21 protein-coding genes and 1 pseudogene are annotated in these 24664 nt (G+C 65.4%); 16 read left to right on the forward strand and 6 right to left on the reverse strand.

The genetic code is table 11. The annotated features are described in order from the left end of the window. Positions 1–4 precede the first annotated feature (4 nt). From hypB to EST26_RS08775, 10 genes are read left to right on the forward strand one after another with little or no spacing between them, the layout of a single operon-like run. Positions 5–1006: a hydrogenase nickel incorporation protein HypB gene (hypB, locus tag EST26_RS08730; protein WP_291067089.1), complete on the forward strand. Its 1002-nt coding sequence runs from the start codon at positions 5–7 to the stop codon at positions 1004–1006. 27 nt (positions 1007–1033) lie between these two features. Continuing rightward, a complete protein-coding gene (locus tag EST26_RS08735; protein WP_291067091.1) occupies positions 1034–2227 on the forward strand; it encodes a carbamoyltransferase HypF in 1194 nt (397 codons plus the stop codon). Further along, positions 2200–2451 (forward strand): HypC/HybG/HupF family hydrogenase formation chaperone, encoded by a 252-nt coding sequence (locus tag EST26_RS08740; RefSeq protein WP_291067092.1) that lies wholly within the window; start codon positions 2200–2202, stop codon positions 2449–2451. The genes EST26_RS08735 and EST26_RS08740 overlap by 28 nt, the downstream gene beginning before the upstream one ends. Then, on the forward strand, positions 2448–3608 hold the full coding sequence (gene hypD / locus EST26_RS08745; RefSeq protein ID WP_291067094.1) for a hydrogenase formation protein HypD: 1161 nt from the start codon (positions 2448–2450) through the stop codon (positions 3606–3608). The genes EST26_RS08740 and hypD overlap by 4 nt, the downstream gene beginning before the upstream one ends. Further along, positions 3605–4714 (forward strand): hydrogenase expression/formation protein HypE, encoded by a 1110-nt coding sequence (gene hypE / locus EST26_RS08750; RefSeq protein ID WP_291067096.1) that lies wholly within the window; start codon positions 3605–3607, stop codon positions 4712–4714. The genes hypD and hypE overlap by 4 nt, the downstream gene beginning before the upstream one ends. Beyond that, on the forward strand, positions 4711–6444 hold the full coding sequence (locus EST26_RS08755; RefSeq protein ID WP_366474634.1) for an enoyl-CoA hydratase-related protein: 1734 nt from the start codon (positions 4711–4713) through the stop codon (positions 6442–6444). The genes hypE and EST26_RS08755 overlap by 4 nt, the downstream gene beginning before the upstream one ends. A gap of 41 nt (positions 6445–6485) precedes the next feature. Next, complete coding sequence (locus EST26_RS08760; protein WP_291067098.1) at positions 6486–7970, forward strand: sigma-54 dependent transcriptional regulator; 1485 nt, start codon at positions 6486–6488, stop codon at positions 7968–7970. Next, positions 7967–8974, forward strand: coding sequence for a HupU protein (locus tag EST26_RS08765; RefSeq protein ID WP_291067099.1), 1008 nt, complete (start codon positions 7967–7969; stop codon positions 8972–8974). Before EST26_RS08760 ends, EST26_RS08765 begins: the two co-directional genes overlap by 4 nt. 7 nt (positions 8975–8981) lie before the next feature. Then, positions 8982–10439, forward strand: coding sequence for a nickel-dependent hydrogenase large subunit (locus EST26_RS08770; protein ID WP_291067100.1), 1458 nt, complete (start codon positions 8982–8984; stop codon positions 10437–10439). Between the two features lie 6 nt (positions 10440–10445). Next, positions 10446–11795, forward strand: a complete 1350-nt coding sequence (locus EST26_RS08775; RefSeq protein WP_291067102.1) for an ATP-binding protein — start codon at positions 10446–10448, stop codon at positions 11793–11795. Here the strand turns inward: EST26_RS08775 and mrdA are convergent. From mrdA to EST26_RS08795, 4 genes are read right to left on the reverse strand one after another with little or no spacing between them, the layout of a single operon-like run. Then, positions 11738–13762 (reverse strand): penicillin-binding protein 2, encoded by a 2025-nt coding sequence (mrdA, locus tag EST26_RS08780; protein WP_291067104.1) that lies wholly within the window; start codon positions 13760–13762, stop codon positions 11738–11740. The genes EST26_RS08775 and mrdA overlap by 58 nt on opposite strands. Before the next feature lie 25 nt (positions 13763–13787). Continuing rightward, positions 13788–14318 carry a rod shape-determining protein MreD gene (mreD, locus tag EST26_RS08785; protein ID WP_291067106.1) on the reverse strand — a complete coding sequence of 177 codons (531 nt, stop codon included), beginning with the start codon at positions 14316–14318 and terminating at the stop codon, positions 13788–13790. Further along, entirely contained in the window at positions 14315–15250 is a 936-nt protein-coding gene (mreC, locus tag EST26_RS08790; RefSeq protein WP_291067108.1) for a rod shape-determining protein MreC, read from the reverse strand. The genes mreD and mreC overlap by 4 nt, the downstream gene beginning before the upstream one ends. Before the next feature lie 39 nt (positions 15251–15289). Next, positions 15290–16333, reverse strand: a complete 1044-nt coding sequence (locus EST26_RS08795) for a rod shape-determining protein (RefSeq protein WP_291067109.1) — start codon at positions 16331–16333, stop codon at positions 15290–15292. Positions 16334–16597: 264 nt separating this feature from the next. Between EST26_RS08795 and gatC the strand changes: the two genes are divergently transcribed. The 5 genes from gatC to gatB all read left to right on the forward strand — a co-directional run bounded on the left by gatC (position 16598) and on the right by gatB (position 23138). Then, a complete protein-coding gene (gene gatC, locus EST26_RS08800; protein WP_291067110.1) occupies positions 16598–16897 on the forward strand; it encodes an Asp-tRNA(Asn)/Glu-tRNA(Gln) amidotransferase subunit GatC in 300 nt (99 codons plus the stop codon). Next, complete coding sequence (gene gatA / locus EST26_RS08805) at positions 16894–18384, forward strand: Asp-tRNA(Asn)/Glu-tRNA(Gln) amidotransferase subunit GatA (protein ID WP_291067112.1); 1491 nt, start codon at positions 16894–16896, stop codon at positions 18382–18384. The genes gatC and gatA overlap by 4 nt, the downstream gene beginning before the upstream one ends. A 396-nt stretch (positions 18385–18780) precedes the next feature. After that, positions 18781–20160 carry a hypothetical protein gene (locus EST26_RS08810; protein WP_291067114.1) on the forward strand — a complete coding sequence of 460 codons (1380 nt, stop codon included), beginning with the start codon at positions 18781–18783 and terminating at the stop codon, positions 20158–20160. Continuing rightward, complete coding sequence (locus EST26_RS08815; protein ID WP_291067116.1) at positions 20153–21646, forward strand: hypothetical protein; 1494 nt, start codon at positions 20153–20155, stop codon at positions 21644–21646. Before EST26_RS08810 ends, EST26_RS08815 begins: the two co-directional genes overlap by 8 nt. Positions 21647–21665: 19 nt before the next feature. Beyond that, positions 21666–23138 (forward strand): Asp-tRNA(Asn)/Glu-tRNA(Gln) amidotransferase subunit GatB, encoded by a 1473-nt coding sequence (gene gatB, locus EST26_RS08820; RefSeq protein WP_291067118.1) that lies wholly within the window; start codon positions 21666–21668, stop codon positions 23136–23138. 16 nt (positions 23139–23154) lie between these two features. On the opposite strand, the gene EST26_RS08825 is transcribed toward gatB, so the two are convergent. Both EST26_RS08825 and pyrE read right to left on the reverse strand, forming a co-directional pair. Next, the gene (locus tag EST26_RS08825) at positions 23155–23829 is read right to left on the reverse strand and encodes a DUF4124 domain-containing protein (protein WP_291067120.1); all 675 of its coding nucleotides are present in this window, start codon (positions 23827–23829) and stop codon (positions 23155–23157) included. A 5-nt stretch (positions 23830–23834) separates the two neighbouring features. Further along, positions 23835–24560 carry an orotate phosphoribosyltransferase gene (pyrE, locus tag EST26_RS08830; protein ID WP_291067122.1) on the reverse strand — a complete coding sequence of 242 codons (726 nt, stop codon included), beginning with the start codon at positions 24558–24560 and terminating at the stop codon, positions 23835–23837. Between pyrE and EST26_RS08835 the strand changes: the two are divergent. Continuing rightward, positions 24559–24664, forward strand: a pseudogene (locus tag EST26_RS08835) (exodeoxyribonuclease III); the annotation flags it as partial. The gene pyrE and the pseudogene EST26_RS08835 sit on opposite strands and share 2 nt — an antisense overlap.

The following is a 24664-nucleotide window of genomic DNA, read 5'->3' on the forward strand; positions in this document are numbered from 1 at the left end:
AAGCATGTGTGTCGTATGCGGTTGCAGCAACAGCGGTGCAGCAAATCAATCTGTTCCCGCGCAACAAGCGCTGGGCAGCGCTGAGTCGGCGGTGCGGGTCGATCCGGCCAGCGGAGACTTGCATTTTGGCGCCGGCGCGGCCCGCGTTTCGGTGCCCGGCATGAGTCAGGCGCGCGCCATCAAACTCGAGGCTGACATTCTGGGTGCCAACAACCAGGTGGCGCAGCAAAACCGCGCCCACTTCAAGGCGCACGGCGTGACCGCGCTCAACCTGGTGTCTAGCCCCGGCTCGGGCAAGACCACGCTGCTGTGCGCCACCATCGAAGCGCTGCAGGTGCGCGCGCCGCAACTGCAGGTGGCCGTGATCGAGGGCGACCAGCAAACCAGCTTCGACGCCGAGCGCATCCGCGCCACCGGTGCGCCCGCGATTCAGGTCAACACCGGCAAAGGCTGCCACCTCGATGCGCCCATGGTGGCGCAAGCGTTTGCCCAGTTGCACACGCACGCCGGCCACAGCCACGGCCACGCTCATGACCATGAGCACGGTCACGGCCATCACCACCACCAGGACGAAGGCAGCCTGCTGTTCATCGAAAACGTAGGCAATCTGGTCTGTCCGGCGGTCTGGGATTTGGGCGAAGCCGCCAAGGTGGTCATTTTGTCGGTGACCGAGGGCGAGGACAAACCGCTCAAGTACCAAGGCATGTTTGCCGCCGCTGCGCTGATGGTTTTGAACAAGATCGACCTGTTGCCGCATGTGCGCTTTGACGTGGCGCGCTGCATCGAGCTGGCGCGCCGCGTCAACCCCGGCATCGAGGTGTTGCAACTCTCGGCCACCAGCGGCGAGGGCATGGACGCCTGGCTGCACTGGCTGGAGCACCAGACTGGGCGCCCGCACCAGCACGACGATGCCCCTGCTGCGGCCACCGAGGCCGCGCTGCGCCAGCGCGTGCAGCAGCTCGAAGCCGAGCTGGCGCAGGCGCGTGCGGCCCAGACCCGCCCCTGAACGCCATGGCACCCAGAACACCCACCCATGTCAGGTCACGCTACGCCCCGAACCGATCTGCCGACCGTATTGGCCTGCGGCGCCTGGCTGAAAAACACCGCCTGCCTGCTGCTGCGCGGCGAGCCGGTCTGGTCGGCGCTGCACGGCGACCTGAGTGACCCGGCGGCCTGCGCCGCGCTGCAAAGCTCGGTGCAGCAACTGCTGCAACACGCGCAGCACAGCGGCGCGCCGGTGCAGGCACTGGCGCACGACCTGCACCCGGATTTCTTCAGCACCCAGTTGGCGCTCGATCTGGCTGCCGCGCTGGGCCTGCCCGCCATCGGCGTGCAACACCACCACGCGCACATTGCGGCGGTGCAGGCAGAGCACGGCATCGACGGCCCGCTCATTGGCCTGGCGCTCGACGGCTTTGGCCTGGGCAGCGACGCCAGCGCCTGGGGCGGCGAGCTGCTGTGGGTGAACGGCGCGCGCTGGCAGCGCCTGGGCCATCTGCTGCCGCTGGCCCTGCCCGGCGGCGACCGCGCTGCACGCGAGCCCTGGCGCATGGCCGCCAGCGCGCTGCACGCGCTTGGCCGCGGCGACGAGATCGTGCCGCGCTTTGGCGCCCGCGTCGGCCACGAGCTGGCCGGCGGCCTTGCGCAAATGCTGGCGCGCGGACTGAACTGCCCGCCCAGCAGCAGCACCGGGCGCTGGTTCGACGCCGCTGCCGCTGCGCTGGGCTTGTGTCTGCGCCAGAGCGACGAAGCCCAAGCCGCGATCGCGCTCGAAGCCGCTAGCGCGCGCTGGCTGGCCGATCACCCTGACTGCGCCGCCCTGCCCGGGGCGAAGATAGACGCGCAGCAGCGGCTGGACCTGCGCGAGCTGTTCGCCGCCCTGCTCGATCAGCCAGCCGAACACGTCGACGCAGCGGCAGCCGGTTTTCATCTCGCGCTGGCCGACGCGCTGGCCGACTGGGCCGCGCAAGCGGCGCGCCAACACGGCAGCCGCCAAATCGGTCTGGGCGGCGGCTGCTTCTACAACCGCGTATTGCTCCAGCGCGTGCGCACGCGCTTGCAAGCGGACGGCTGCACGGTGCTGCTGCCGCACGCGCGCGGCTGCGGCGACGCCGGGCTGGCCATAGGCCAGGCCTGGGTGGCCGCACGGCAACTCGCCGCATCCACGTCTGAGCACCCCACTGTCAAGGAACCCGAACCATGTGCCTCGCCATCCCTGCCCGCCTGATCGAACTGCTGCCCAACGAACAGGCGTTGGTCGATCTGGGCGGCATTCAGAAAGAAATCTCGATTGCCTTGGTCTCTGACGTGCAGGTCGGCGATTACGTGATCGTGCACGTCGGCCACGCCATCGGCACGCTGGACGCCGAAGAAGCGCAGCAGACGCTGACCCTATTCGCCCAGATCGCCAGCCACGACGACGCGTTGGCCGCAGCCAAGGAGCCGGCATGAAATACATAGACGAATTCCGCGACGGTGATCTCGCGCGCCAGATCGGCGCCCGCATCCTGCACGAAGCCGACCCGGCGCGCTCCTACAGCTTCATGGAATTTTGCGGCGGCCACACGCACGCCATTTCACGCTACGGCGTGTTGGAACTGCTGCCGCCCCATGTGCGCATGATTCACGGCCCCGGCTGTCCGGTTTGCGTGCTGCCGATCGGCCGCATCGACCAGGCGATCCGGCTGGCGCTCGAACAAGGCGTGATCGTTTGCACCTACGGCGACACCTTGCGCGTACCGGCCTCCGACAGCCTGTCGCTGATCAAGGCCAAGGCGCGCGGTGGCGACATTCGCATGGTGTATTCGGTCGCCGATGCGATGGCGCTGGCGCGCGCTCACCCGCAACGCGAGGTGGTGTTCTTCGCCATCGGTTTTGAGACCACCACGCCGCCGACCGCGCTGGCCATTCGCGACGCCGCGCGCGAAGGCCTGAGCAACTTCAGCGTGCTGTGCTGCCACGTGCTCACGCCCTCGGCCATCACCCACATCCTGGAGTCACCCGAGGTACGCCAGTTCGGCACCGTGCCGATCGACGGCTTCATCGGACCGGCGCATGTGAGCATCGTCATCGGCTCGGCGCCCTACGACCACTTTGCCGCTGAATACCGCAAGCCGGTGGTGATTGCGGGCTTTGAGCCGCTGGACGTGATGCAGGCCATTTTGATGCTGGTGCGCCAAGTCAACCAGGGCCGCGCCGAGGTGGAAAACGAATTCACCCGCGCCGTCACGCCGCACGGCAACCTCAAAGCCCAGGCCCTGGTGTCCGAGGTGTTCGAGCTGCGTACCAGCTTCGAATGGCGTGGCCTGGGCCATGTGCCCTACAGCGCGCTGAAAATCCGGCCGGCCTTTGCCGCTTTCGACGCCGAGCGCCGCTTCCAGCTGAACTACCAGCCGGTGCCCGACAACAAGGCCTGCGAGTGCGGCGCCATTTTGCGCGGGGTCAAAAAACCCAGCGACTGCAAAATTTTCGGCACCGTCTGCACACCGGAAAACCCGGTCGGCTCGTGCATGGTGTCAAACGAAGGCGCTTGCGCCGCGCACTACAGCTACGGACGTTTTCGCGACATAGCCATCCGCACCGCTCCACCCGAACCCAGCCTGGCATGAAAATCGACCCATACCCGCACAACGGCGGCGCAGCGCCGGCCAAACCGGTGAAGAAAAACTATATCCGCCCCCTTGACATCAAGCACGGCCGCATCGACATGAGCCACGGCGCCGGCGGCAAGGCGGCGGCGCAACTGATCGAGGAGCTGTTTTTGGCCGCCTTCGACAACCCCTACCTGCGCCAGGGCGACGATGGCGCGGTACTGGAGCTGCCCACCTTTGACCCGGCGCAGGGCCGCCTGGTCATGTCCTGCGACGCCCACGTGGTCTCGCCGCTGTTCTTTCCCGGCGGCGACGTCGGCAGTCTGTCGGTGCACGGCACCTTGAACGACGTGGCGATGCTGGGCGCGCGCCCACTCTACCTGAGCGCGAGCTTCATCATCGAAGAAGGTTTTGCGCTGGCCGAGCTGCAACGCATCGTCGCCTCGATGGCGGCGGCCGCACGCGCAGCCGGTGTGCCGGTGGTGACCGGCGACACCAAGGTGGTCGAGCAGGGCAAGGGCGACGGCGTCTTCATCAGCACCACCGGCGTCGGCGTGCGCGCGCCTGGGGTGCAGATCAGCGGGCGCAACGCGCGCGTCGGCGACGTGATCTTGCTCTCGGGCAGTATGGGCGACCACGGCGTGGCGGTGATGTCTCAGCGCGCTTCGCTCAGCTTTCAAACCACGGTGCAAAGCGACAGCGCCGCCCTGCACACCCTGGTGGCCGACTTGCTGGCGGCCGCACCCGGTGCGCTGCGCGTGCTGCGCGACCCCACGCGCGGCGGCCTGGCCACCGCGCTGAACGAAATCGCGCGCCAGTCGGGTGTCGGCATGTTGCTGCAAGAGGCGGCGATTCCGGTCCAACCGCAGGTCGAAGCCGCCTGCGAGCTGCTCGGCCTCGACCCGCTATACGTCGCCAACGAAGGCAAGCTGATCGCCATTTGCGCGCCCGAAGCCGCCGACACCTTGCTGGCCACGCTGCGCGCGCACCCATTGGGCGCCGCTGCGGCGCGCATTGGCGAAGTCAGCGCCGACCCGCAGCACTTCGTGCAAATGGCGACCCGCTTTGGCGGGCGCCGCGTGGTCGACTGGCTCAGCGGCGAACAACTGCCCCGAATCTGTTGAACCCGCTGCGCATCCTGCTGCTGTGCCACAGCTTCAACAGCCTGACGCAGCGGCTGTTCGCCGAGCTGCGCGCAGCCGGCCACAGCGTCAGCGTCGAACTCGACATTGCCGAGCGCGTGACCGAAGAAGCGCTGGCGCTGTTTGCGCCCGATCTGCTGCTGGCGCCGTTTCTCAGGCGCCGCCTACCGGCATCGGTCTGGCAGCGCCTGCCCTGCCTGGTGCTGCACCCCGGCCCGCCGGGTGACCGGGGGCCGTCGGCGCTGGACTGGGCGCTGCTGCACGCCCAGACCGACTGGGGTGTGACCGTGTTGCAGGCCAATGACGACTTGGACGCCGGGCCGGTCTGGGCGCAGGCGCGCTTTCCCCTGCGCGCGGCCAGCAAGGGCAGCGTGTACCGGCGTGAGGTGACGCAGGCAGCGTTACAGGCCGTGAACGAAGCGGTGGCTCGTTTCGCATCCGGCGCGCGCGCAGCGCCGGCCTGGAGCGGCCCGGCGCCGCCGCCGCACTGGCAGCCGCTGCTGCGCCAGAGCGAGCGCGCAATCGACTGGGCCGAAGACAGCAGCGCCACCGTGCTGGCGAAAATTCGCAGCGCCGACGGCCAGCCCGGCGTGCTCGACACACTCTGGGGTCAGCCCTGCTACCTGAGCGATGCGCACCTGGCCAGCCCGGCTGGCCTGGCTGCGTTCACTGACGCCGCACCCGGCGCGCTGCTGGCGGTGCGCGACGGCGCACTGCTGCGCCGCACACGCGACGCCGGGGTCTGGATCGGGCAGGCACGGCTGGTCGGCGCAGACGGGCAAAAAACCTTCAAGCAGGCAGCGGCCAGCCTGTTTGCCGAAGCGACAGCGCTGCCGCTTCGGCCGGTGCCGCTGCAGCGGGCCGCCGACGAATGGGGCGAGCTGCGCTACACCGAACACGGGCCCGCCCACGCGCGCGTGGGCTGCCTGAGTTTTGACTTTTACAACGGCGCCATGAGCACGGCGCGCTGCGAGCGCTTGCACGCTGCGCTGCTGCAAGTCTTGCAGCGTCCCACAAAGGTGCTGCTGCTGCTGGGCGGCGAAGACTTCTTCAGCAACGGCATAGACCTCAACAGCATCGAGGCCGCCGCCCAGCGCGACGGGGACAGCGCAGCCGACGCCTCGTGGCGCAATATCAATGCCATGAACGACCTGGCGCTGGCGATTTTGCACATCAGCGACCGGCTCAGCGTAGCCGTGCTGCGCGGCAACGCCGGCGCGGGTGGCGCTTTCCTGGCGCTGGCGGCCGATCAGGCGTGGGCGCACGACGGCGTGGTACTCAACCCGCACTACAAAAACATGGGCAACCTGTACGGCTCCGAGTACTGGACCTACTTGCTGCCGCGCCGCCTGGGGGAGGCGGGCGCGCACGCCCTGATGGCGCAGCGCCTGCCGCTGCTGGCGCGCTGTGCGCTGCAATGCGGCCTGATCGACCGCTGCGACGCCGCCCCTGAGGGCTTTGCCGCGCGCTGCCTGCAACATGCACTGGCGCTGGCTTGCAGCGCCGATTGGCCGGCGCGGCTGGCGGCCAAGCAAGCCCAGCGCCAGCAAGACGAGGCGCAGCGACCGCTGGCCGACTACCGCGCGCAGGAACTGGCGCGCATGCAGCGCAATTTTTACGGGTTTGACCCCAGCTACCACGTGGCACGCCACCATTTCGTGTACAAACAAGCCCACGCTTGGACCCCGCGGCATCTGGCCGTGCACCGCTAAAGCCCGCTGCGGGAGCGGGGCGTGAATCAAGCCGCTCGACCGTGACCTCAGCCCTGCCACCGCAAGCCCTGCCCACCGTGCTATTGGTGGACGACGAGCCGCGCTCGCTGCAAGCGCTGCGGCGCACGCTGGACGAGGATTTTTGCATCCTGACGGCGCACAGCGCCATCGAGGCGCGCGAGCTGCTGACGCGCCAACCGGTCAGCGTGATCCTGTGCGACCAGCGCATGCCGGGCAGCACCGGCGTCGCTTTTTTACAAGAGGTGCGCGAGCGCTGGCCGGAGACGGTGCGGATCGTGATCTCAGGCTACAGCGACAGCGAAGACATCATTGCCGGCATCAACCAGGCCGGCATCTATCAATACATCCTCAAGCCCTGGTCGCCCGAGCACCTGCTGGAGTCGGTGCGCAACGCGGTCGACGCGCTGGCGCTGCAGCGCCAGACCAGCCGCCTGGCGCTGGAGTTGCGCACCAGCACCGGCGTGTTGCGCCAGCGCTCGAGCAACCGGCTGGCGCAAGCGCGCTGCGCGTTCGGGTTTGACCGTATCGTGCGCGCACCCGGCAGCCCGCTCGACGAGGTCTGCGCCATGGCCGAGCGTGTGGCGCGCTACGACCTCTCGGTGCTGGTGCTGGGCGAATCGGGCACCGGCAAGGAGCTGCTGGCGCGCGCCATCCACTACGCCTCGCCGCGCCTGGCCGGTCCGTTCGTGATGGAAAACTGCGCCGCCATGCCCGACACGCTGCTCGAGTCCGAGCTGTTCGGCCACAAGCGCGGTGCTTTCACCGGTGCGTTCGATGACCACCCGGGCCTGTTCCAGCGCGCCGACGGCGGCACTGTATTCCTGGACGAAATCGGCGAGACATCGCCCGCCTTTCAGGTCAAGCTGCTGCGCGTGCTGCAAGAAGGCGAGGTGCGGCCGGTCGGTGGCGTGCGCCCGGTGCCGGTCAACGTGCGCGTAATCGCCGCCACCCACCGCCACCTGGAGCAGCGCGTCAAGGACGGGCTGTTTCGCGAAGACTTGTACTACCGCATTGCCAGCGTCAGCATCACAGTGCCACCGCTGCGCGAGCGCCCGGCCGACATCGAACCGCTGGCGCGCCACATTGCGCGCGAGGTGGCAGCCGAACTCGGCCACCCTGGCGTGGAGGTGACAGACGACACCCTGGCCTGCCTGGGCAGCTACGCCTGGCCGGGCAATATTCGCGAACTGCGCAACGAAATCGCGCGCGCAATGGCACTGCACGACAGCCGCCAGCTCAGCCCGGCGGCGTTTTCCGAGCGCGTGCGTCAGCGCTGCGCCAGCCGCACCGAAGGCAGGGTCGATGCCGGCCCGGCCTTGCGCGTGGTCATTGCGCCCTGCGGCACCTTGGCCGAACGGCTCGACACGATAGAAGCCATGCTGCTGCGCGACGCCTTGCAGCGCCACCGCGGCAACAAGACCCACACCGCACAAGAGCTCGGCCTGTCACGCGTTGGCCTGCGCAGCAAAATGCAGCGCCTGGGGCTGCAAGAGGGCGAGGGATGAGCGCAATGATGAACGTCCTGTGGCTGCAAAGCGGGGGCTGTGGCGGCTGCAGCATGTCGCTGCTGTGCGCCGACACGACTGATTTTCAGGGCCATTTGCGCACCGCCGGTATTGATTTGCTCTGGCACCCTTCCCTCTCACTGGCCAGCGGCGACGAGGTGATTGCCTTGTTGCAAGCGCTGCTGGACGGCCGCAGCCGGCTCGATGCGCTGTGCATCGAGGGCTCGCTGCTGCGCGGGCCGAACGGCAGCGGGCGCTTTCACCTGCTGGCTGGCACCGGTCTGCCCATGATTCACTGGGTACGCGAGCTGGCCGCTCGGGCGCAGCACGTACTGGCCGTGGGCAGTTGCGCCGCCTGGGGCGGCATCACCGCCGGCGGCAGCAACCCGACCGACGCCTGCGGCCTGCAGTACGACGACGACCGCCCAGGCGGCCTGCTGGGCGCCGATTTTCGCTCCGGCAGCGGCCTGCCGGTGATCAACATCGCCGGCTGCCCGACGCACCCGAACTGGGTGATCGATACCCTGATGGCGCTGGCCAACCACAGCTTCAGCGCCGCCGACCTGGACCCGCTGGCGCGGCCGCGTTTTTACGCCGACCAACTGGTGCACCACGGTTGCACCCGCAACGAATACTACGAATTCAAGGCCAGCGCCGAAAAGCCATCCGATCTGGGCTGCCTGATGGAGCACCTGGGTTGCAAGGGCACACAGGTGCACGCCGACTGCAACACCCGGCTGTGGAACGGCGAGGGCAGTTGCACGCGCGGCGGCTACGCCTGCATCGCCTGCACCGAACCCGGTTTTCAGGAGCCCGGCCACCCGTTTCACCAGACGCCAAAAATCGCCGGCATCCCCATCGGGCTGCCGACCGACATGCCCAAAGCCTGGTTCATCGCGCTGGCCTCGCTGTCCAAGAGCGCCACGCCCAAGCGCGTCAGGCAAAACGCCACCGCCGACCACTTGCTGCACACCCCCGCGGTGCGCAAGACTCGGCTGAAGTGATGCGCCCATGAGCACACTTTTGGTAGGCCCGTTCAACCGCGTCGAAGGCGACCTCGAAGTCCAGCTCGACGTGCAGCAAGGGCGCGTCGCATCGGCCCAGGTCAACGCCACCATGTACCGGGGTTTCGAGCAGATTTTGCAGGGCAAGGCGGCGCACGACGCGCTGGTCTACGTGCCGCGCATCTGCGGCATCTGCTCGGTCTCGCAATCGGTGGCAGCGGCGCGCGCGCTGGCCGACCTGGGCGGCATCACCATGCCGCCGAACGGCCAACACGCCATCAACCTGATGTTGGCAACCGAAAACCTGGCCGACCATCTGACGCATTTCTACCTGTTTTTCATGCCCGACTTCAGTCGCCCGGAGTATGCCGGCCAGCCTTGGCACGCCGAGGCCGTGCGCCGCTTCGCGCCCACGCGCGGCGTTCAGGTGCGCGCGGCCACGCTGGCGCGCCAGCGCTGGCTGATGCTGCTGGGCACGCTGGGCGGCAAGTGGCCGCACACGCAATCGATCGAGCCCGGCGGCAGCAGCCGCGCCATCGACGCCGCCGAGCGCATACGCCTGTTGGCGCGCGTGCGCGAGCTGCGCGGTTTTCTGGAACAGGAATTGTTTGCCGCCCCACTGGAAGAGCTGGCCGCATTGCAGACCGAAGAGGCGCTGTGGGCCTGGCACGAACAAGACCCGCTGGGCGGGGATCTGCGTTTTTTCCTCAGCCTGGTGCGCGCGCTCGGCCTGGGCGCGCTCGGCCCCGGCCCGGGCCGCTACCTGAGCTATGGCGCCTATGCCCAGCCCGCCGGCGGCTTTGCGCTGCCGGCCGGCGTCTGGCAGGCACAGGCGGGGCGGCTGGACGACCTCGATCCGGCTGGCATCAGCGAAGACGCCAGCCGCGCCTGGTTGGCCGATGCTGGCGGCCCACGGCACCCGCTGCAAGGGCAAACCCAGCCGGCCCCGGACAAGGCCGGCGCCTACAGTTGGAACAAAGCACCGCGCCTGGGCGGCGCCGTGGTCGAATGCGGCGCCATTGCGCGCCAGCTCGCCAGCGCGCAGCCGCTGCTGCGCGCTGCGGTGGCGCGCCACGGCGGCACGGTGTTCACCCGCGTGCTGGCGCGGCTGGTCGAACTCGCGCGCGTGCTGCCGCTGATGGAGGACTGGCTGCATGCGCTGCGACCGACCGAGCCTTTTTGCCTCAGCACGCCGTTGCCCGACGAGGGCAGCGGCATCGGGCTGTGCGAAGCCGCGCGCGGCAGCCTGGGGCATTGGGTGGTGCTGCAGCGCGCGTGCATCGCCAACTACCAGATCGTCGCCCCCACGAGCTGGAATTTCTCCCCGCGCGACGCCAGCGGCACGCCCGGCGCGCTGGAGCAAGCACTGGTGGGCGCAGCGGTGCACGCGGGCGAACAAACGCCGCTGGCGGTGCAGCACATCGTGCGCTCTTTCGACCCTTGCATGGTGTGCACGGTGCACTAAACCCCCATGAGCAAAGACCGCGCACCCAGTCCGCTGCCTAGTGTTTCGCTGGAGGGAGTGGACGAATCGACCTGGCTGGACGTGATCCGCAAAATGGACGAGGTCTACACCCGCCTAATCGAAGACGAAGTCGAGTTGGAGCAAAAAAACGCCGAACTCGAACAGTCGCAGCAGTTCATCTTCAGCGTGCTCAGCTCGATCTCGGACGTGTTGCTGGTGTGCGACGCGCAAGGCAGAATCGAGCAAGCCAATGCGGCCTTGTGCGAACTGCTGGGCCGCAGCGAGTCTGAGCTGCGCGGCAGCCAGCTCTACGACTGGCTGAGCGACCAGGCCAGCGTGCAGCGCGCGCGCGCGGCCATGGCCAAAACCGATGCACCGCGCGCCGGCGAGGGCATAGAGCTGCACCTGCGCGACCCGCACGGCCAGCCGGTTTCGGTCGACGCCAACTGCACGCCGCGCCTGAGCAGCAACGGCCGGCGCGTCGGCACGGTCTGGGTCGGCCGCCCGACCGCCGAGCTCAAGCGCGCCTACCACGAGCTGCGCAGCGCGCACGAGGCCTTGAAACGCACCCAACAACAATTGCTGCACGCAGAAAAAATGGCTTCGCTCGGGCAATTGGTGGCCGGCGTGGCACACGAGCTGAACAACCCGATCAGCTTTGTGCTAGGCAACGTGCACGCGCTGCGCAAATACTGTGACCGCCTGCAAACCTATATGGCGGCGCTGCACGCGCACGCCAGCGAAGACGAACTGCAAACGCTGCGCCAGCAACTGCGTGTCGAGCACCTGCTGGCCGACTTGCCCTCGCTAATCGAAGGCACGCTCGAGGGCGCGCAGCGCACCGCCGACATCGTGCACGGGCTCAAATGCTTCTCGGCCATCGACCCGCAAGAACACACGCCGGTCAATCTGGTCGAAGTGGTCGAGCGCGCGATTCACTGGCTGCAAAAAGGCTGCAAGCAGCCGGCCGACCTGCGCTGGCAGGGCGGCGCGCCTTGCATCGTCGCCGGCAGCGCAGGCCAATTGCAGCAGGTGGTGATGAATCTGCTGAAAAACGCCTTTGACGCCACCGATTCGTGCGCCGGCGCCTGCGTCTGGGTGTCGCTGGGCTGCGAAGCGGCGCGCGCGCAGCTCGTGGTGCGCGACAACGGGCCCGGCATGGCGCCCGAGCATCTGTTGCGCCTGTTCGACCCCTTTTTCACCACCAAGCCGGTCGGCAAGGGCACCGGCCTGGGACTCTCGATCAGCCACGGCATCGCCTTGCAACACGGCGGCAGCCTGAGCGCGCGCAACCACCCTCAGGGCGGGGCCGAATTCACGCTCGAAGTGCCGCTGGCTGACGCTGGCGCAGCCTGAACCGGTGCGCCCGCCAGGTCTGGTGGCGGCCAGGGCATTTGACTGGCGATCAAGGGCGTGCCGATGGGAGCGCTCGCCAGCCCTTGTCGCAGCGCTTGCATGTCTTGCGCGTTCGGGTGCTGGTCCAACAGCAAGTAGTCGAACACGCGGCGTGCAATCGGTGCCGCGTGCGCAGCACCAAAGCCGGCGTTTTCCACCACCACTGCCAGCGCCACCCGGGGGTTTTCCAATGGGGCGAACGCGACGTAGAGCGAATGGTTGCGCTGGTGCTCTTGCAGGCGGCGCGCGTCGTAGCGCTCGGTCTGGGCAATGGTGACCGCCTGCGCGGTGCCGGTTTTGCCGCCGCTGGCGTAAGCCGCGCCGGCGAACACGCGCGCGGCCGTACCCTCGGTGGTGCTGGCGTGCATGGCGCTCAGGATCTCGGCCAGGTGCTCGGACCGATAGCCCAGATCGACCGGCGGCGCGACAAGGGGTGCGCGGCGCTCCCCGCTCGTCCCGGTCTCGATCGCCAGGCCCAGCCTGGGCCGGTGTGCGACGCCGGCGTTGGCCAGCGTGGCCATGGCGCGCGCCAGTTGCAGCATGGTAAAGCTGTTGTAACCCTGCCCGATGCCCAGCGAGATGGTTTCGCCGACAAACCAGCGCTGCTGCTGCGGGCGTCGAAAAGCACCACGCTTCCAGGCGCGGCTGGGCAGCACGCCGCGCGCTTCGCCCACCAGGTCGATGCCGCTGAGCTGGCCAAACCCCAGCGGCAACATAAAGTCGTGGATCGCATCGACGCCCATTTCGTGCGCCAGGGTGTAGTAGTAGACGTTGCTGGAGTTGACGATGCTGCGCCGCAGATTGACGCGGCCCAGATTTTTGTCGCCATGGCTGCGAAAACGGTGCGTGCCCAGCATCCAAAAGCCGGGGTCATTGATCTCGGTTTCAGCGCTGCGCAGACCCAACTCCAGCGCCGCCAAGCCCATGAAGGGCTTGTAGGTCGAGCCCGGCGGGTAGGTGCCGCGCAGGGCGCGGTTGAACAGCGGCCGGTCGATCGACTCGTTGAGCGCGCGCCAGCTCTCCACGTCGATGCCGTCGACGAACAAGTTGGGGTCGAAGGTGGGCATGCTGACAAAGGCCAGCACCTCGCCGTTGCGCGGATCGATCGCCACCAGGGCACCGCGGCGGGTGCCAAACATCTCTTCGATCAAAGCTTGCAAGCGGATGTCTATCGTCAAAATGACGTTGTTGCCCGGCTGCGGCGCTGTGTTGGCGAGCATGCGCACGGCGCGTCCACCGGCCGTGGTCTCGACCCGCTCGTACCCGGTCACTCCGTGCAGCACCGATTCAAAGCTTTGCTCGATACCCGTTCTGCCGATGTGATCGGTGCCGCGGTAGTTGGCCCGCACCTGCTGCGGCCACTCGGCCATGCGCTCTTTGTCGCGCTGGTTGATGCGGGCGATGTAGCCCAGCACGTGGCTGGCCGTCGCGCCCAGCGGGTAGTGGCGAATCAGGCGCGCGCGCACCTCGACGCCGGGAAAGCGAAAACGCTGCGCCGCAAAGCGTGCCACTTCAACTTCCGTCAAACGGCTGCGAATCGGCAGCGAATCAAAACGGTGCGACTCTTGCAACAGCCGACGAAAGCGCCGCTGATCCAAGGGCGAGATCGGCAGCAACTCGCCCAGCGCGGCCAGGGTGGCATCCAGGTCGGGCACCCGCGCCGGCGTGATCTCTAGCGTGTAAGCCGCATAATTGCTAGCAAGCAAGCGCCCGTGGCGGTCCAGAATCTGTCCGCGCTGCGGCGGCAGCGGCAGCACCGCGGTGCGATTGCTCTCTGCTTGCAAGCGCAATTCGTCGTGCTTGAGCACCTGCAAATAGACCATGCGCGCGGCCAGCAGACCGAACGCGAACAGCAGCGCCAGCAGCGCCAGCAGCACCCGGGTGCGAAAGCGCGCCAGCTCGGTATCGACGTTTCTGATTTCGGTCATGCGAGGGCGTCACCAGCGCAGCGGGTCACAGTGGCCGGTTCTCGTCTGGATCGTGGGCGCGGCGCTGCGGCGCCAGCAGCAACACGCTAAGCAGTGGCCACAGCGCCGCCTGCAGCACCGGTGCCAGCAGGTAGGACCAATCGGGCAAGGTCGCACCCCCTATCAGCCGCACCAGCAGCTCTAGCAGGTGCACCGCGACGAACAGCGGAAATAACTGCAAGGCCTGGGTAAAAATCGGAAACCAGAGCAGGCGTCGGTGCAGAAAAACCGCGAAGTAGCCCAACACGGTGTAGGCCAGCGCGTGCTGGCCGAGCAAGGCGCCTTGCTGCACGTCCATCAGCAGACCAAAGACAAAGGCCACGCCGACACCAATGCGGCGCGGCTGGTGCATGCTCCAGAACACCAGCACGACGGCCAGCAGATCGGGCAGCCAGGCCGCACGGCCGGCGCCACCGATGTTGAGCAGCATGCCAAGCAGCAGCGCGCCCAGCAGGCTAAGCCAGATGAAGACCGCGTTGGCGGGCAGAAGCAGAGGTTGCCCCGGGCGCATGATCATGGCGTGCGGCCCCCCACGGCGGACGGCGCGTGCGCTGCGGGAGCGATCTGGGGCTCAGGCGAGAGCGACGGCAGCGACGATCCGACCGGTTGCAGCACCAGCACGTGCAGCGCACCCTGCATGCGCGCCAGCGGGTCGGCCGTGATGCGGGCAAACGCTGCCGTGGCCTGGTAGTCCACCTGCGTCACCCGCGCCACCGGCAGGCCGGGCGGGTAAATACCATCGACGCCGCTGGTGGTCAGCAAATCGCCCACGGCCACGTCGGCACTGGCAAGGGTGTAGCGCAACTCCAACCCGTCGCCCTGCGTCCCGGCCCGACCGTAAGCGACGCTGCGCAAACCGCTGCGCAGATTGAGCACCGGAATCGCCTGCTCGCGGTCGATCAACAAGCTGACCTCGGAGACCATCGGATACACACGCGTGACCTGGCCCAGCACGCCGTTCTCATCGATCACCGGCGAGCCAAGCACAACGCCGTGCAACTGACCGCGGTCGATCACCACCTTGCGCGAGAACGGATCGGCGCTGTCGTACAAGACCTGAGCGCCCTGTGCCGGGGTGCTGATGCGCTCGCGCATGGCCAGCAATTGGCGCAGGTGCTGGTTCTCCCACTGGAGCTGCTCGAGCTGCAAGGCGTTTGCGGCCTGTGCTGCCAACCGCATCAGCGCCTGGTTTTCGTTCTGCTGCGTCTGCTGCAACGAACTGAAATAAACGCCTGCCTGTGCGAGCGCCCGCACCGGTTGCAGCACCAGCCACTGCAGCGGATACAGGGCACTCGCCAGCGTGGCGCGCACGGGCTGGGCAAACTGCCAGCGCAAGTCAGCCATCATCAAAAACACGGCCAAGGCGCCCAGCAGCAACAGTTTTGACAGGGCCGACGGCCCTTGCTTGAAAAAGGGCGGTGGGCTGCGGTCCAAGGTGCCCAAAGGCATGAGAGTCGGGCTCGAGGTGGCCGCGAACCGGCACCGGGCTTATTCGCTGGTGAAAATGGTGCCCATGCGCTCCATGCGCTCGAGCGCCATGCCGCAGCCGCGCACCACGCAGGTCAGCGGCTCCTCGGCCACCAGCACCGGCAGGCCGGTTTCCTCGGCCAGCAGGCGGTCCAGGTCGCGCAGCAGCGCGCCGCCGCCGGTCAGCATCATGCCGCGCTCGGCGATGTCGGCACCCAACTCGGGCGGGGTGTGCTCGAGCGCCATTTTCACCGCCGAGACGATGTTGTTGAGCGGGTCGGTCAAGGCCTCCAGAATCTCGTTGCTGGAGATGGTGAAGCTGCGTGGCACGCCCTCAGAGAGATTTCGACCCTTGACTTCCATTTCTTTCACTTCGGAGCCAGGAAAGGCCGAACCGATCTTCTTCTTGATCGCCTCCGCCGTGGGCTCGCCGATCAACATGCCGTAGTTGCGCCGGATGTAGGCAATGATGGCCTCGTCGAAACGGTCGCCACCGACACGCACGCTGCCTTTGTAGACCATGCCGCCGAGCGAGATCACACCCACTTCGGTGGTGCCGCCACCGATGTCGACCACCATCGAGCCGCTGGCCTCCGACACCGGCAGGCCAGCACCTATTGCCGCCGCCATGGGTTCTTCGATCAGGTAGACGTCGGAGGCGCCGGCGCCCAGGGCGGATTCGCGGATGGCGCGGCGCTCGACCTGAGTCGAGCCGCAGGGCACGCAAATGATAATGCGCGGGCTCGGCCTGAACATCGAGCGCGGATGCACCATCTTGATGAACTGTTTGAGCATTTGCTCGGTGACGGTGAAGTCGGCGATTACGCCGTCCTTCATCGGCCGGATCGCCTCTATGTTGCCCGGCACCTTGCCCAGCATGGCCTTGGCTTCCTTGCCGACCGCCTGAATCGATTTCTTGCCTTGCGGGCCGCCCTCGTGACGGATCGCGACCACCGACGGTTCGTCGAGCACAATGCCCTTGCCGCGCACGTAGATCAAGGTGTTGGCGGTGCCGAGGTCGATCGCCAGATCGGTCGAAAACTGGCGCCGGAATGCTTCAAACATGGTGTACGAATCCTGTGGGGAGCGGTCGCCGCTTCGGATGGCTGCCGCCGGGTATCTGGGCGTGCGTGGCCAACTGCAAAGTCACCGCCGAAGCAGGGAAGACCGTTGAGCGCGGGTATTGCCGCTAAACAGCCGATAATACCGCAAGCCCTGCGCCCAACTGCATCGATCATCCAGCCAAAGCCTTGCTTTACAAGCCGTTTCAGCGTCCTTGCGGCCCGCCGGGCAGAACCACCCGCGCCGCCGCATCAAGCTCTACCAGACATGTCCCTCACCCAGTCCGATCTCGGGCGCATCGCCAAACTGGCGCGCCTGGATCTCTCGCCCACCCAGAGTCAACGCTTGCTGTGCGAGCTCAACGGTTTTTTTGATCTGGTCGAGCAGATGAACGCGGTCGACACCAGCGGCGTGGCACCGCTGGCGCACCCCACCGCCGTGATCGACTGCGTGAGCCTGCGTCTGCGCCCCGACGTGGTCAGCGAGCCCGACCAGCGCGAAGCCAACCAGAAAAGTGCCCCTGCCGTCGAGAGCGGCCTGTTTTTGGTGCCCAAGGTGATCGAATGAACGACCTGCACCAACTGGGCGTGGCCGAACTGGCCGCTGCTATTCGCCACAAAAAAACCTCCAGCGTCGAAGCCGCGCAGCACCTGCTGGCGCGCGCCCGCCAGCACGCCAGCCTGGGCGCCTACCTCGCCTTCAACGAAGACCTGAGCCTGGCCCAGGCGAAGGCCGCCGACGCGCGCGTGGCCGCGGGCGAATGCGGCCCGCTGCTGGGCGTGCCGCTGGCGCACAAAGACATCTTCGTCACCCAGGGCCTTCCCACCACCGCCGGCTCGAAGATGCTGCAGGGATACCAGAGCCCGTTCGATGCCACCGTGGTGTCGAAATTGGCGGCGGCCGGCGCCGTGACCCTGGGCAAGCTCAATTGCGACGAGTTCGCCATGGGCAGCAGCAACGAGAACTCAGCCTTCGGCGTGGCCCGCAACCCCTGGGACACGCAGCGCGTACCGGGCGGTTCTTCGGGCGGTTCGGCGGTGGCGGTGGCCGCGCGCCTGGCACCCGCGGCCACCGGCACCGACACCGGCGGCTCCATTCGCCAGCCCGCCAGCTTCACCGGCATCACCGGCATCAAACCCACCTACGGCCGCTGCTCGCGTTACGGCATGGTGGCCTTCGCCTCCAGCCTGGACCAGGCCGGCCCGATGGCGCGCAGCGCCGCCGACTGCGCCACGCTGCTGAGCGTGATGGCCGGCCCCGACATTGACCGCGATTCCACCAGCCTGGACTCGCCCGAAGAGGACTACACGCGCCTGCTCGGGAAACCGCGTGAGGGTGCAAGCGCTGCCCAGCCGCTCAAGGGCTTGCGCATCGGTTTGCCGAAAGAGTTCTTTGGTGCAGGCTGTGCGCCGGACGTGCTGGCCGCCGTGCGCGCCGCGTTGTCCGAATATGAAAAGCTGGGCGCCACGCTGGTCGACATCTCGCTGCCGCGCACCGAGCTGTCGATTCCCGTCTACTACGTCATCGCCCCGGCCGAAGCCTCGTCGAACCTGAGCCGTTTCGACGGCGTGAAGTTCGGCCACCGCGCGGCGCAGTACGACAACCTGACCGAGATGTACAAGAAGTCGCGCAGCGAGGGCTTTGGCCCCGAGGTGCAGCGCCGCATCATGATAGGCACCTATGTGCTGAGCCACGGCTATTACGACGCCTACTACCTGAAGGCGCAGCAGATCCGCCGCCTGATCGCGCAGGATTTCCAGCAGGCCTTCACCCAGTGCGACCTGATCGCCGGCCCGGCCGCACCCACGGTGGCCTGGAAGATAGGCGAGAAGAGCGACGACCCGGTGGCCAACTACCTGGCCGACATCTACACCCTGCCCGCCTCGCTGGCCGGCCTGCCCGGCATGAGCGTGCCGGCCGGCTTTGGCGCGGGCCATCTGCCGGTCGGCCTGCAACTGATCGGCAAGCACTTGCGCGAAGCCGAACTGCTGCAAACGGCCGATGCGTTCCAGCGCGCGACCGACTGGCACCTGTTGACGCCGCAGGGCTATTGATATGCATGACTACGCGGACGCAGCCGAACGTCATTTCTTGAGTGCGGATGCAGTGCACTCAGAGCATCCGGCGACTGCAAGTCATTGTTACGGAATCGCTGCGGAGTGCGTGCTAAAGGCGTTGATGAGCAATCTCCAACCGCAAGTAAATCGAGTATCGCGAAATCACATCGGCGCTAGCTTGTGGGCCGAGTTCGCGAACCATCAAGTACTACAAACGCATCCCAGCCGTGTCGCTGCAGCCACCAAACATCAAGGTGGATTTTCTGGATGGGACGTGGGGCAGCGCTACTTGAATCGGGCGCGTCCGGAGTTCGCCGCTGCTGCGGTTGCGACACACCAAAAAAGCGCGCGAGGTTTGTTGGGACTGTTGCAGTTGGTTCAGAGGGGATTGGCATGACGATTGATCTGCACCTCAAAACGCACGACTGTATTGATGCCATAAGAGGGGCGCTTGAGGCTCACAAAAACGAGTGGCAACAGTACCTCCAGTGTTTCGATCCGCCCTTCAACTCGCTCTTGATCGTTCGAGATTGGCAAGGGCGGGTTCATATTGGGGTGCCGGGGAGCAAAAAATTCGACAAGCTGCCGGAAGCTTCTCGCGCGGCGCTGCGAGCAGCAAGAGATGCACTGGCGGCTGCGACGGGTGTTCTTTTGTTCGAGCCAGATGGGTTTGTTTATTCGGAAGATTTGTTTGATGCTGACGCTTTGTGGGCCGGCACTGACAAGGTGCTTTGGGACGAACTGGACCCGCTTTCGGTGTATTGGATTGAGAGACAGGCGAAAGAAAAGATATGGACTCAGTCGCCATCAGCAGTTGACGGACCTCATCCTTTGCGTGTTGTGTTCTTCGGCATCAAAGGAGGGGTGGGCCGAAGCAGCGCATTGCTGGCGTCGGCGTACTACTTGCTCGCCCAAGGCAAGAAGGTGTTGGTGCTTGATGCTGACTTCGAATCTCCAGGAGTGTCTGCCACGTTGCTTGCTGACGATTTGCGACCCGACTACGGTTTGCTCGACTGGTTTGCGCTTGATGCTATTCGTCCAGAACTCGCCAGTGAACTGATCTCTACCAGACGCTTGGTTGAGCGCAGTGGTCTGGAAGCCACGGTGGTCGGCGAAGGGGCCGTGTGGGTTGCGCCTTCCTTTGGACGAGAGACGCAGGACTACGTCGGCAAGCTGGGGCGTCTGTATCAGGACGTCGCAGAGCAAGGGTATGTGCGGCGATTCAAGCGCCTTTTGGATGGTCTAGAAGCTGAGTTGCAGCCCGATGTCGTCTTGCTGGACTCGCGAGCTGGAGTTGACGATACAGCCGCCGTGGCGCTGACGCAGCTCGATGCTCATGGGCTGTTGTTTGCAACCCATGGGCGGGCGACTTGGGCTGCCTATGGGCACTTGTTCAAACACTGGCAGCATTTCGCTCATCTTCGGGCCGGTGGTGATGACTTCCGATCAAAGCTGCATGTGGTCAGTGCTTTGACGCCGGTCGATGCTGGATACGACCGTGCTTTTCTTGATGCCAGCTACCGACTGTTTTTGGATCATCTTTACGAAGAGCTTAAGGCAGACCAGATGGAGAGTGATGGTTTCAACTACGGTGCCGACGATCCCGATGCACCCCACCGTCCTTGGCGTGTGCGATGGGACGATGTGCTGCGGCACTTCGACCCCATCCAAAACCCCGCACAGTTGGATGCTGCCGTATTTGAAAAAGCATTTGGTGAACTGAAGCAACTCTTGGATCAACTGCTTGGAGCTGAGGACCTTGATCATGAATAGCCAGGAAGCCACTCAACTGAGATCTGAGTTGTTAAATGTGGCTCAAAACTGGCGGTCTGAAGACAAGCCGACGCAGCCGACAGACATCTTCTTTCCACCAGCACATGTCCGCGCATTGGCATTGGATCGACCCCTGGTGATCGGGATGCGTGGTGCTGGCAAGTCGTTCTGGAGCGAGGCGCTGACTACCGAAAGCCTGCGACCCGCCTTGTCCAAAGTGGTCAAGGGGTTCGACAAGTTGCGGTTTGTTGGATCTGTACGGTGGGATGTTGATGCGCTTTCGACACGCTTGCCAGACAGAACTCTCCTGGAAAAGCTGCAAGACTCACTGGAGCCTCGTGTACTTTGGCTAGCCCTGGTGTTGAATGAGTTGCGGTCTCTGTGTGAGGCGAGAGGTGTTGTTATTGGTATGCCCGATCCAACTAGCGATGGTGGTTGGACAGAGGCGCTGCGGTGGGCCGATCGCAACCCAGACGCGCTCATACGTTCACTGGAGCAGATCAACTTAGCCCTGTCGCAATCCGGCGAAGTAGCGCTCGTGGTTTTTGATGCGCTAGATCGGATGCAAGGGCGACTGGCGCACAGCGTTGATTACTTGCGTGGGTTGTTACAACTCCTGTTGGATGCTCGGCAGCTCAAGGGTTTACGATTGAAGGTCTTTTTGCGGGAAGACATGACCAATATGCCCAGCGTGCTGTCCTTTCCCGATGCCTCTAAGTTGGTCAACGAAGCAGTTCATCTCAAATGGACCAGAGAAGACATCTATGCTTTGCATTGGCATAAGCTGGCACAGGGGAGCAAAGGATTTCAAAAGCTCTTGAGTGATACGTTTGGTCCACCGCAACCACAACTGAGCGATGGTTTTTGGCATGAAGTGCTTGTTCAGTCGCCGCCAGATGCAGGGAAACTGACCGAGCTCCTAAAGCTCCTTGCCCCCCCGTACATGGGAAGCAGTCCAACCAAAGGTCACGTTTACACCTGGTGGTACAAGCACTTGGCCGATGGCAAAGACCGAGTAAGCCCACGTACTTTCGCAGCATCCCTCAAAGAAGCTCTCCAGGCATCGCAAAAACCCAACTCAACGTCTGTGCTTATGCCTGCGGATATACAGCATGGCGTGCGAGCCGCAAGTGATGCGCGTGTTGAAGAGTTAAAGGAAGACTACTTCTGGGTTGGCACTGCGCTTGCCGCGTTCAACGAGAGGTTGACGCCAATTACGGTGAAGGAAATTTATGGTGTTTGGAGCGTTGGGGTAGATGGAACACCGACCCCTCGATTGATCAGCGAGCAATGTTCTGCCAAAAGTGTGTTCGTGCCTTGGGATGAAGGCGACAGATTCACTTCCAACAGTCAAAAGCTGCAGGACACCTTGGTCGGGCTCGGTATTTTGATACTTCGCGATGAGGACTCCAGGTTGGATATGCCCGATATCTATCGTCTTGGGTATCGCATCCGCAAGCGTGGTGGTGTGTCGCCACGCAGATGAAGACCGTTGAATTTCAAGCATGACAAAACAATTGCTCATCCAAGGTTACGAAGTCGTGATTGGCTTTGAGACCCACGCCCAACTCGCCACGCAGTCCAAGATTTTCAGCCGCGCGCCCACTGCTTTTGGCGCCGCGCCCAACACCCAGGCGTGCGCGGTCGATCTGGCGCTGCCGGGAACGCTGCCGGTGATGAACCGCGCTGCGGTCGAGCACGCCATTCGCTTCGGACTGGCCGTCGGCGCCCGGGTGGCCGAGCACAGCGTGTTCGCGCGCAAAAACTACTTCTACCCCGACCTGCCCAAGGGCTACCAGATCAGCCAATTCGAGCTCCCGGTGGTGCAAGGCGGCGCGGTCAGTTTCTTCCTGGGTGCCCCTTCGACAGGCTCAGGGCAATCGGAAAAACGAACGGTGCGCCTGGTGCGCGCGCACTTGGAAGAGGACGCCGGCAAATCGCTGCACGAGGCCTTTGACGGCATGAGCGGCATCGACTTCAACCGCGCCGGCACGCCGCTGCTGGAGATCGTGACCGAGCCCGATTTGCGCAGCAGCGCCGAGGCGGTGGCCTATGCCAAGGAGCTGCACAAAATCGTCACCTGGATCGGCATCTGTGACGGCAATATGCAAGAAGGCAGCTTCCGCTGCGACGCCAACGTCTCGGTGCGCAAGCCCGGCGCGCCGCTGGGCACGCGGCGCGAAATCAAGAACCTGAATTCGTTCAAGTTCATGCAGCAAGCGATCGATTTTGAAGCGCGCTGGCAGATCGAGCAGATCGAGGACGGCTGCGCCATCGAGCAAGCCACCGTGCTGTTCGACCCCGAAAGCGGCGAGACGCGTGCCATGCGCAGCAAGGAAGACGCGGCCGATTACCGCTACTTCCCCGACCCGGATTTGCCGCCGCTGGTGATCGATCGCGAGTGGGTCGAGCAGGTGCGCGCGTCTATGCCCGAGCTGCCGCGCGCCATGGCCGAGCGCCTGGTGCGCGAGCACGGACTGCCCGAATACGACGCCAGCACGCTGACGCAAAGCCCGACCATGGCGGCCTACTTCGAGACCGCAGCCAAGGCGTCCGGCCAGGCCAAGATGGCCAGCAACTGGATCATGGGCGAGGTCTCGCGGCGGCTGAACGCAGAGGAAAAAGCGTTCGACGCGGTGCCGGTCAGCGCCGAACAGCTTGCCCAGCTGCTCGCTCGCATCGCCGACGGCACGCTGTCGAACAACGCCGCCAAGCAGGTGTTGGAAGCGCTGTGGACGGCGGCGCAAAGCGATGTCGATGCCTTGATCGAAGCCAAGGGACTCAAACAAATGAGCGACAGCGGCGCGCTGGAAAAAATCATCGACGAAGTGATGGCCGCCAACGCGCCCCTGGTCGAACAATTGCGCGCCGGCAAGGACAAAGCCTTCAACGCCCTGGTCGGCCTGGTAATGAAGGCCAGCCGGGGCAAGGCCAACCCGCAACAGGTCAACGAGCTGCTACAGCAGAAACTGCGCTGAGCGCGCACCCAGCACCTCAGCGCGGCGTGTCCGCGCCGACGACCCAGAGCCCGCTCAACTGGGTCAGCTCTTCGTCAAAGCGCTCCTGAACCCGCTGCCTTTCCTGCCGCTGCTCTTGCAAAAACCGCTGTTGCAACTGCACCTGCTGCGCGTGGCTGTCGTATTTGCGCCTGAGCCAAGGTGGTGCCAGGTTCAGATCGCCGCGGTAAAACTCGAGCTCAGTGTCAATCTCTTGACGCTGGTGCGCCAGCGCCTGCGCCTGCCGCTGCAGCACGGCCATCTCTGCATCGATTTGAGCCAGCGCCTCGCTGCGCTCGCGCTCATGAACCGCCCGAGTGGGAAAACGCATCAGCAAAACGCGCTCGCGGCGCTGTTCCTCGGCCTGGCGCTCGCGCTGCTGCGCATCGAGTCGGCGCTGGGCATCGAGCCGGGCGCGCTCCTCGGGGCTCAGACTGGGCGGAAGCACACGCCGCAGCACGCCGGTGCTGCCCAGCACACGCTGTTCGCGATCGATGCAAGCGGGTATTGGGCGGTCGCTGGTCAGGCGTCGGCCCTGCGCGTCGATGCAGGTGTAGATGTCGGCTGGCGTCTGACCCAGCGCGATCCAGGGCCAGCACAGCAGCGCCAGCCCACCGAGCCGCCACAAGGACTCCAGTCCAGACGAGCGGCTGCGCGGCGCTGGCTGCCACATACGCGTCAGTCCACGCCATAGCGCTGGCGGTAAGCCAGCACACGCTCATAGTGAACGTCCAGCCCGGCACCGGGATGGGCGTGCAGATAGTGCAGCAGATCGGTCAGGCGCGCAATCGAGCAGACCTGCAATCCGAGTTGTTGCTGCACGTGCTGCACCGCGCTGTGCGCGACCTCACGCACGCAGCCGTCGGGGCCGATTTCAGTGGCCCGCTCCTGCCTATCGAGCGCGATCAGCACCGCCTGCGCCTTGGCCCCGGCGGCCTCGATCAGCGCAATCGATTCACGCACGGCGGTGCCAGCGCTGATGACGTCGTCGACAATCAAGACCCGGCCCACCAGCGGCGCGCCCACCAAGGTGCCGCCTTCACCGTGGTCTTTGGCTTCCTTGCGGTTGTAGGCAAGCGGCAGCCTGCGGCCTTGGCGCGCCAGCTCGACGGCGAGTGTGGCAGCCAGCGGAATGCCCTTGTAGGCCGGGCCGAATATGAGGTCGAATTCGATGCCGCTGGCCAACAAGGCTTTTGCATAAAATTGCGCCAACCGCCCGAGCTTGGCGCCATCATCGAAGCGCCCGGCATTGAAAAAATACGGACTCAGGCGCCCGGCCTTGGTCTTGAACTCACCCCAGCGCAACACATCCGCGTCAACGCAGAACTGCACAAAATCTTGCGCCAGTGCAGCACCCGCACCTGCTGGCGCCGTGACCGTTGCCGCATCCGCTTGCCCACCCATAAGGAATTCCTTGTTCAAACTGACCACGCTCAACCTCAACGGCATCCGCTCGGCCAGCAGCAAAGGGCTGCAGAGCTGGCTTGTCACGCATCAGCCCGATTGTA

The sequence above is a fragment of the Hydrogenophaga sp. genome (genome assembly GCF_014773545.1).
GTDB lineage: Bacteria > Pseudomonadota > Gammaproteobacteria > Burkholderiales > Burkholderiaceae_C > Hydrogenophaga.

Bases quoted from the DNA above. Each gene is read 5' to 3' on its own strand.
- hypB (WP_291067089.1), top strand. From the start codon at position 5: ATGTGTGTCGTATGCGGTTGCAGCAACAGCGGTGCAGCAAATCAATCT.
- EST26_RS08735 (WP_291067091.1), top strand. From the start codon at position 1,034: ATGTCAGGTCACGCTACGCCCCGAACCGATCTGCCGACCGTATTGGCC.
- EST26_RS08740 (WP_291067092.1), top strand. From the start codon at position 2,200: ATGTGCCTCGCCATCCCTGCCCGCCTGATCGAACTGCTGCCCAACGAA.
- hypD (WP_291067094.1), top strand. From the start codon at position 2,448: ATGAAATACATAGACGAATTCCGCGACGGTGATCTCGCGCGCCAGATC.
- hypE (WP_291067096.1), top strand. From the start codon at position 3,605: ATGAAAATCGACCCATACCCGCACAACGGCGGCGCAGCGCCGGCCAAA.
- EST26_RS08765 (WP_291067099.1), top strand. From the start codon at position 7,967: ATGAGCGCAATGATGAACGTCCTGTGGCTGCAAAGCGGGGGCTGTGGC.
- EST26_RS08770 (WP_291067100.1), top strand. From the start codon at position 8,982: ATGAGCACACTTTTGGTAGGCCCGTTCAACCGCGTCGAAGGCGACCTC.
- EST26_RS08775 (WP_291067102.1), top strand. From the start codon at position 10,446: ATGAGCAAAGACCGCGCACCCAGTCCGCTGCCTAGTGTTTCGCTGGAG.
- mrdA (WP_291067104.1), bottom strand. From the start codon at position 13,762: ATGACCGAAATCAGAAACGTCGATACCGAGCTGGCGCGCTTTCGCACC.
- mreD (WP_291067106.1), bottom strand. From the start codon at position 14,318: ATGATCATGCGCCCGGGGCAACCTCTGCTTCTGCCCGCCAACGCGGTC.
- mreC (WP_291067108.1), bottom strand. From the start codon at position 15,250: ATGCCTTTGGGCACCTTGGACCGCAGCCCACCGCCCTTTTTCAAGCAA.
- EST26_RS08795 (WP_291067109.1), bottom strand. From the start codon at position 16,333: ATGTTTGAAGCATTCCGGCGCCAGTTTTCGACCGATCTGGCGATCGAC.
- gatC (WP_291067110.1), top strand. From the start codon at position 16,598: ATGTCCCTCACCCAGTCCGATCTCGGGCGCATCGCCAAACTGGCGCGC.
- gatA (WP_291067112.1), top strand. From the start codon at position 16,894: ATGAACGACCTGCACCAACTGGGCGTGGCCGAACTGGCCGCTGCTATT.
- EST26_RS08810 (WP_291067114.1), top strand. From the start codon at position 18,781: ATGACGATTGATCTGCACCTCAAAACGCACGACTGTATTGATGCCATA.
- EST26_RS08815 (WP_291067116.1), top strand. From the start codon at position 20,153: ATGAATAGCCAGGAAGCCACTCAACTGAGATCTGAGTTGTTAAATGTG.
- gatB (WP_291067118.1), top strand. From the start codon at position 21,666: ATGACAAAACAATTGCTCATCCAAGGTTACGAAGTCGTGATTGGCTTT.
- EST26_RS08825 (WP_291067120.1), bottom strand. From the start codon at position 23,829: ATGTGGCAGCCAGCGCCGCGCAGCCGCTCGTCTGGACTGGAGTCCTTG.
- pyrE (WP_291067122.1), bottom strand. From the start codon at position 24,560: ATGGGTGGGCAAGCGGATGCGGCAACGGTCACGGCGCCAGCAGGTGCG.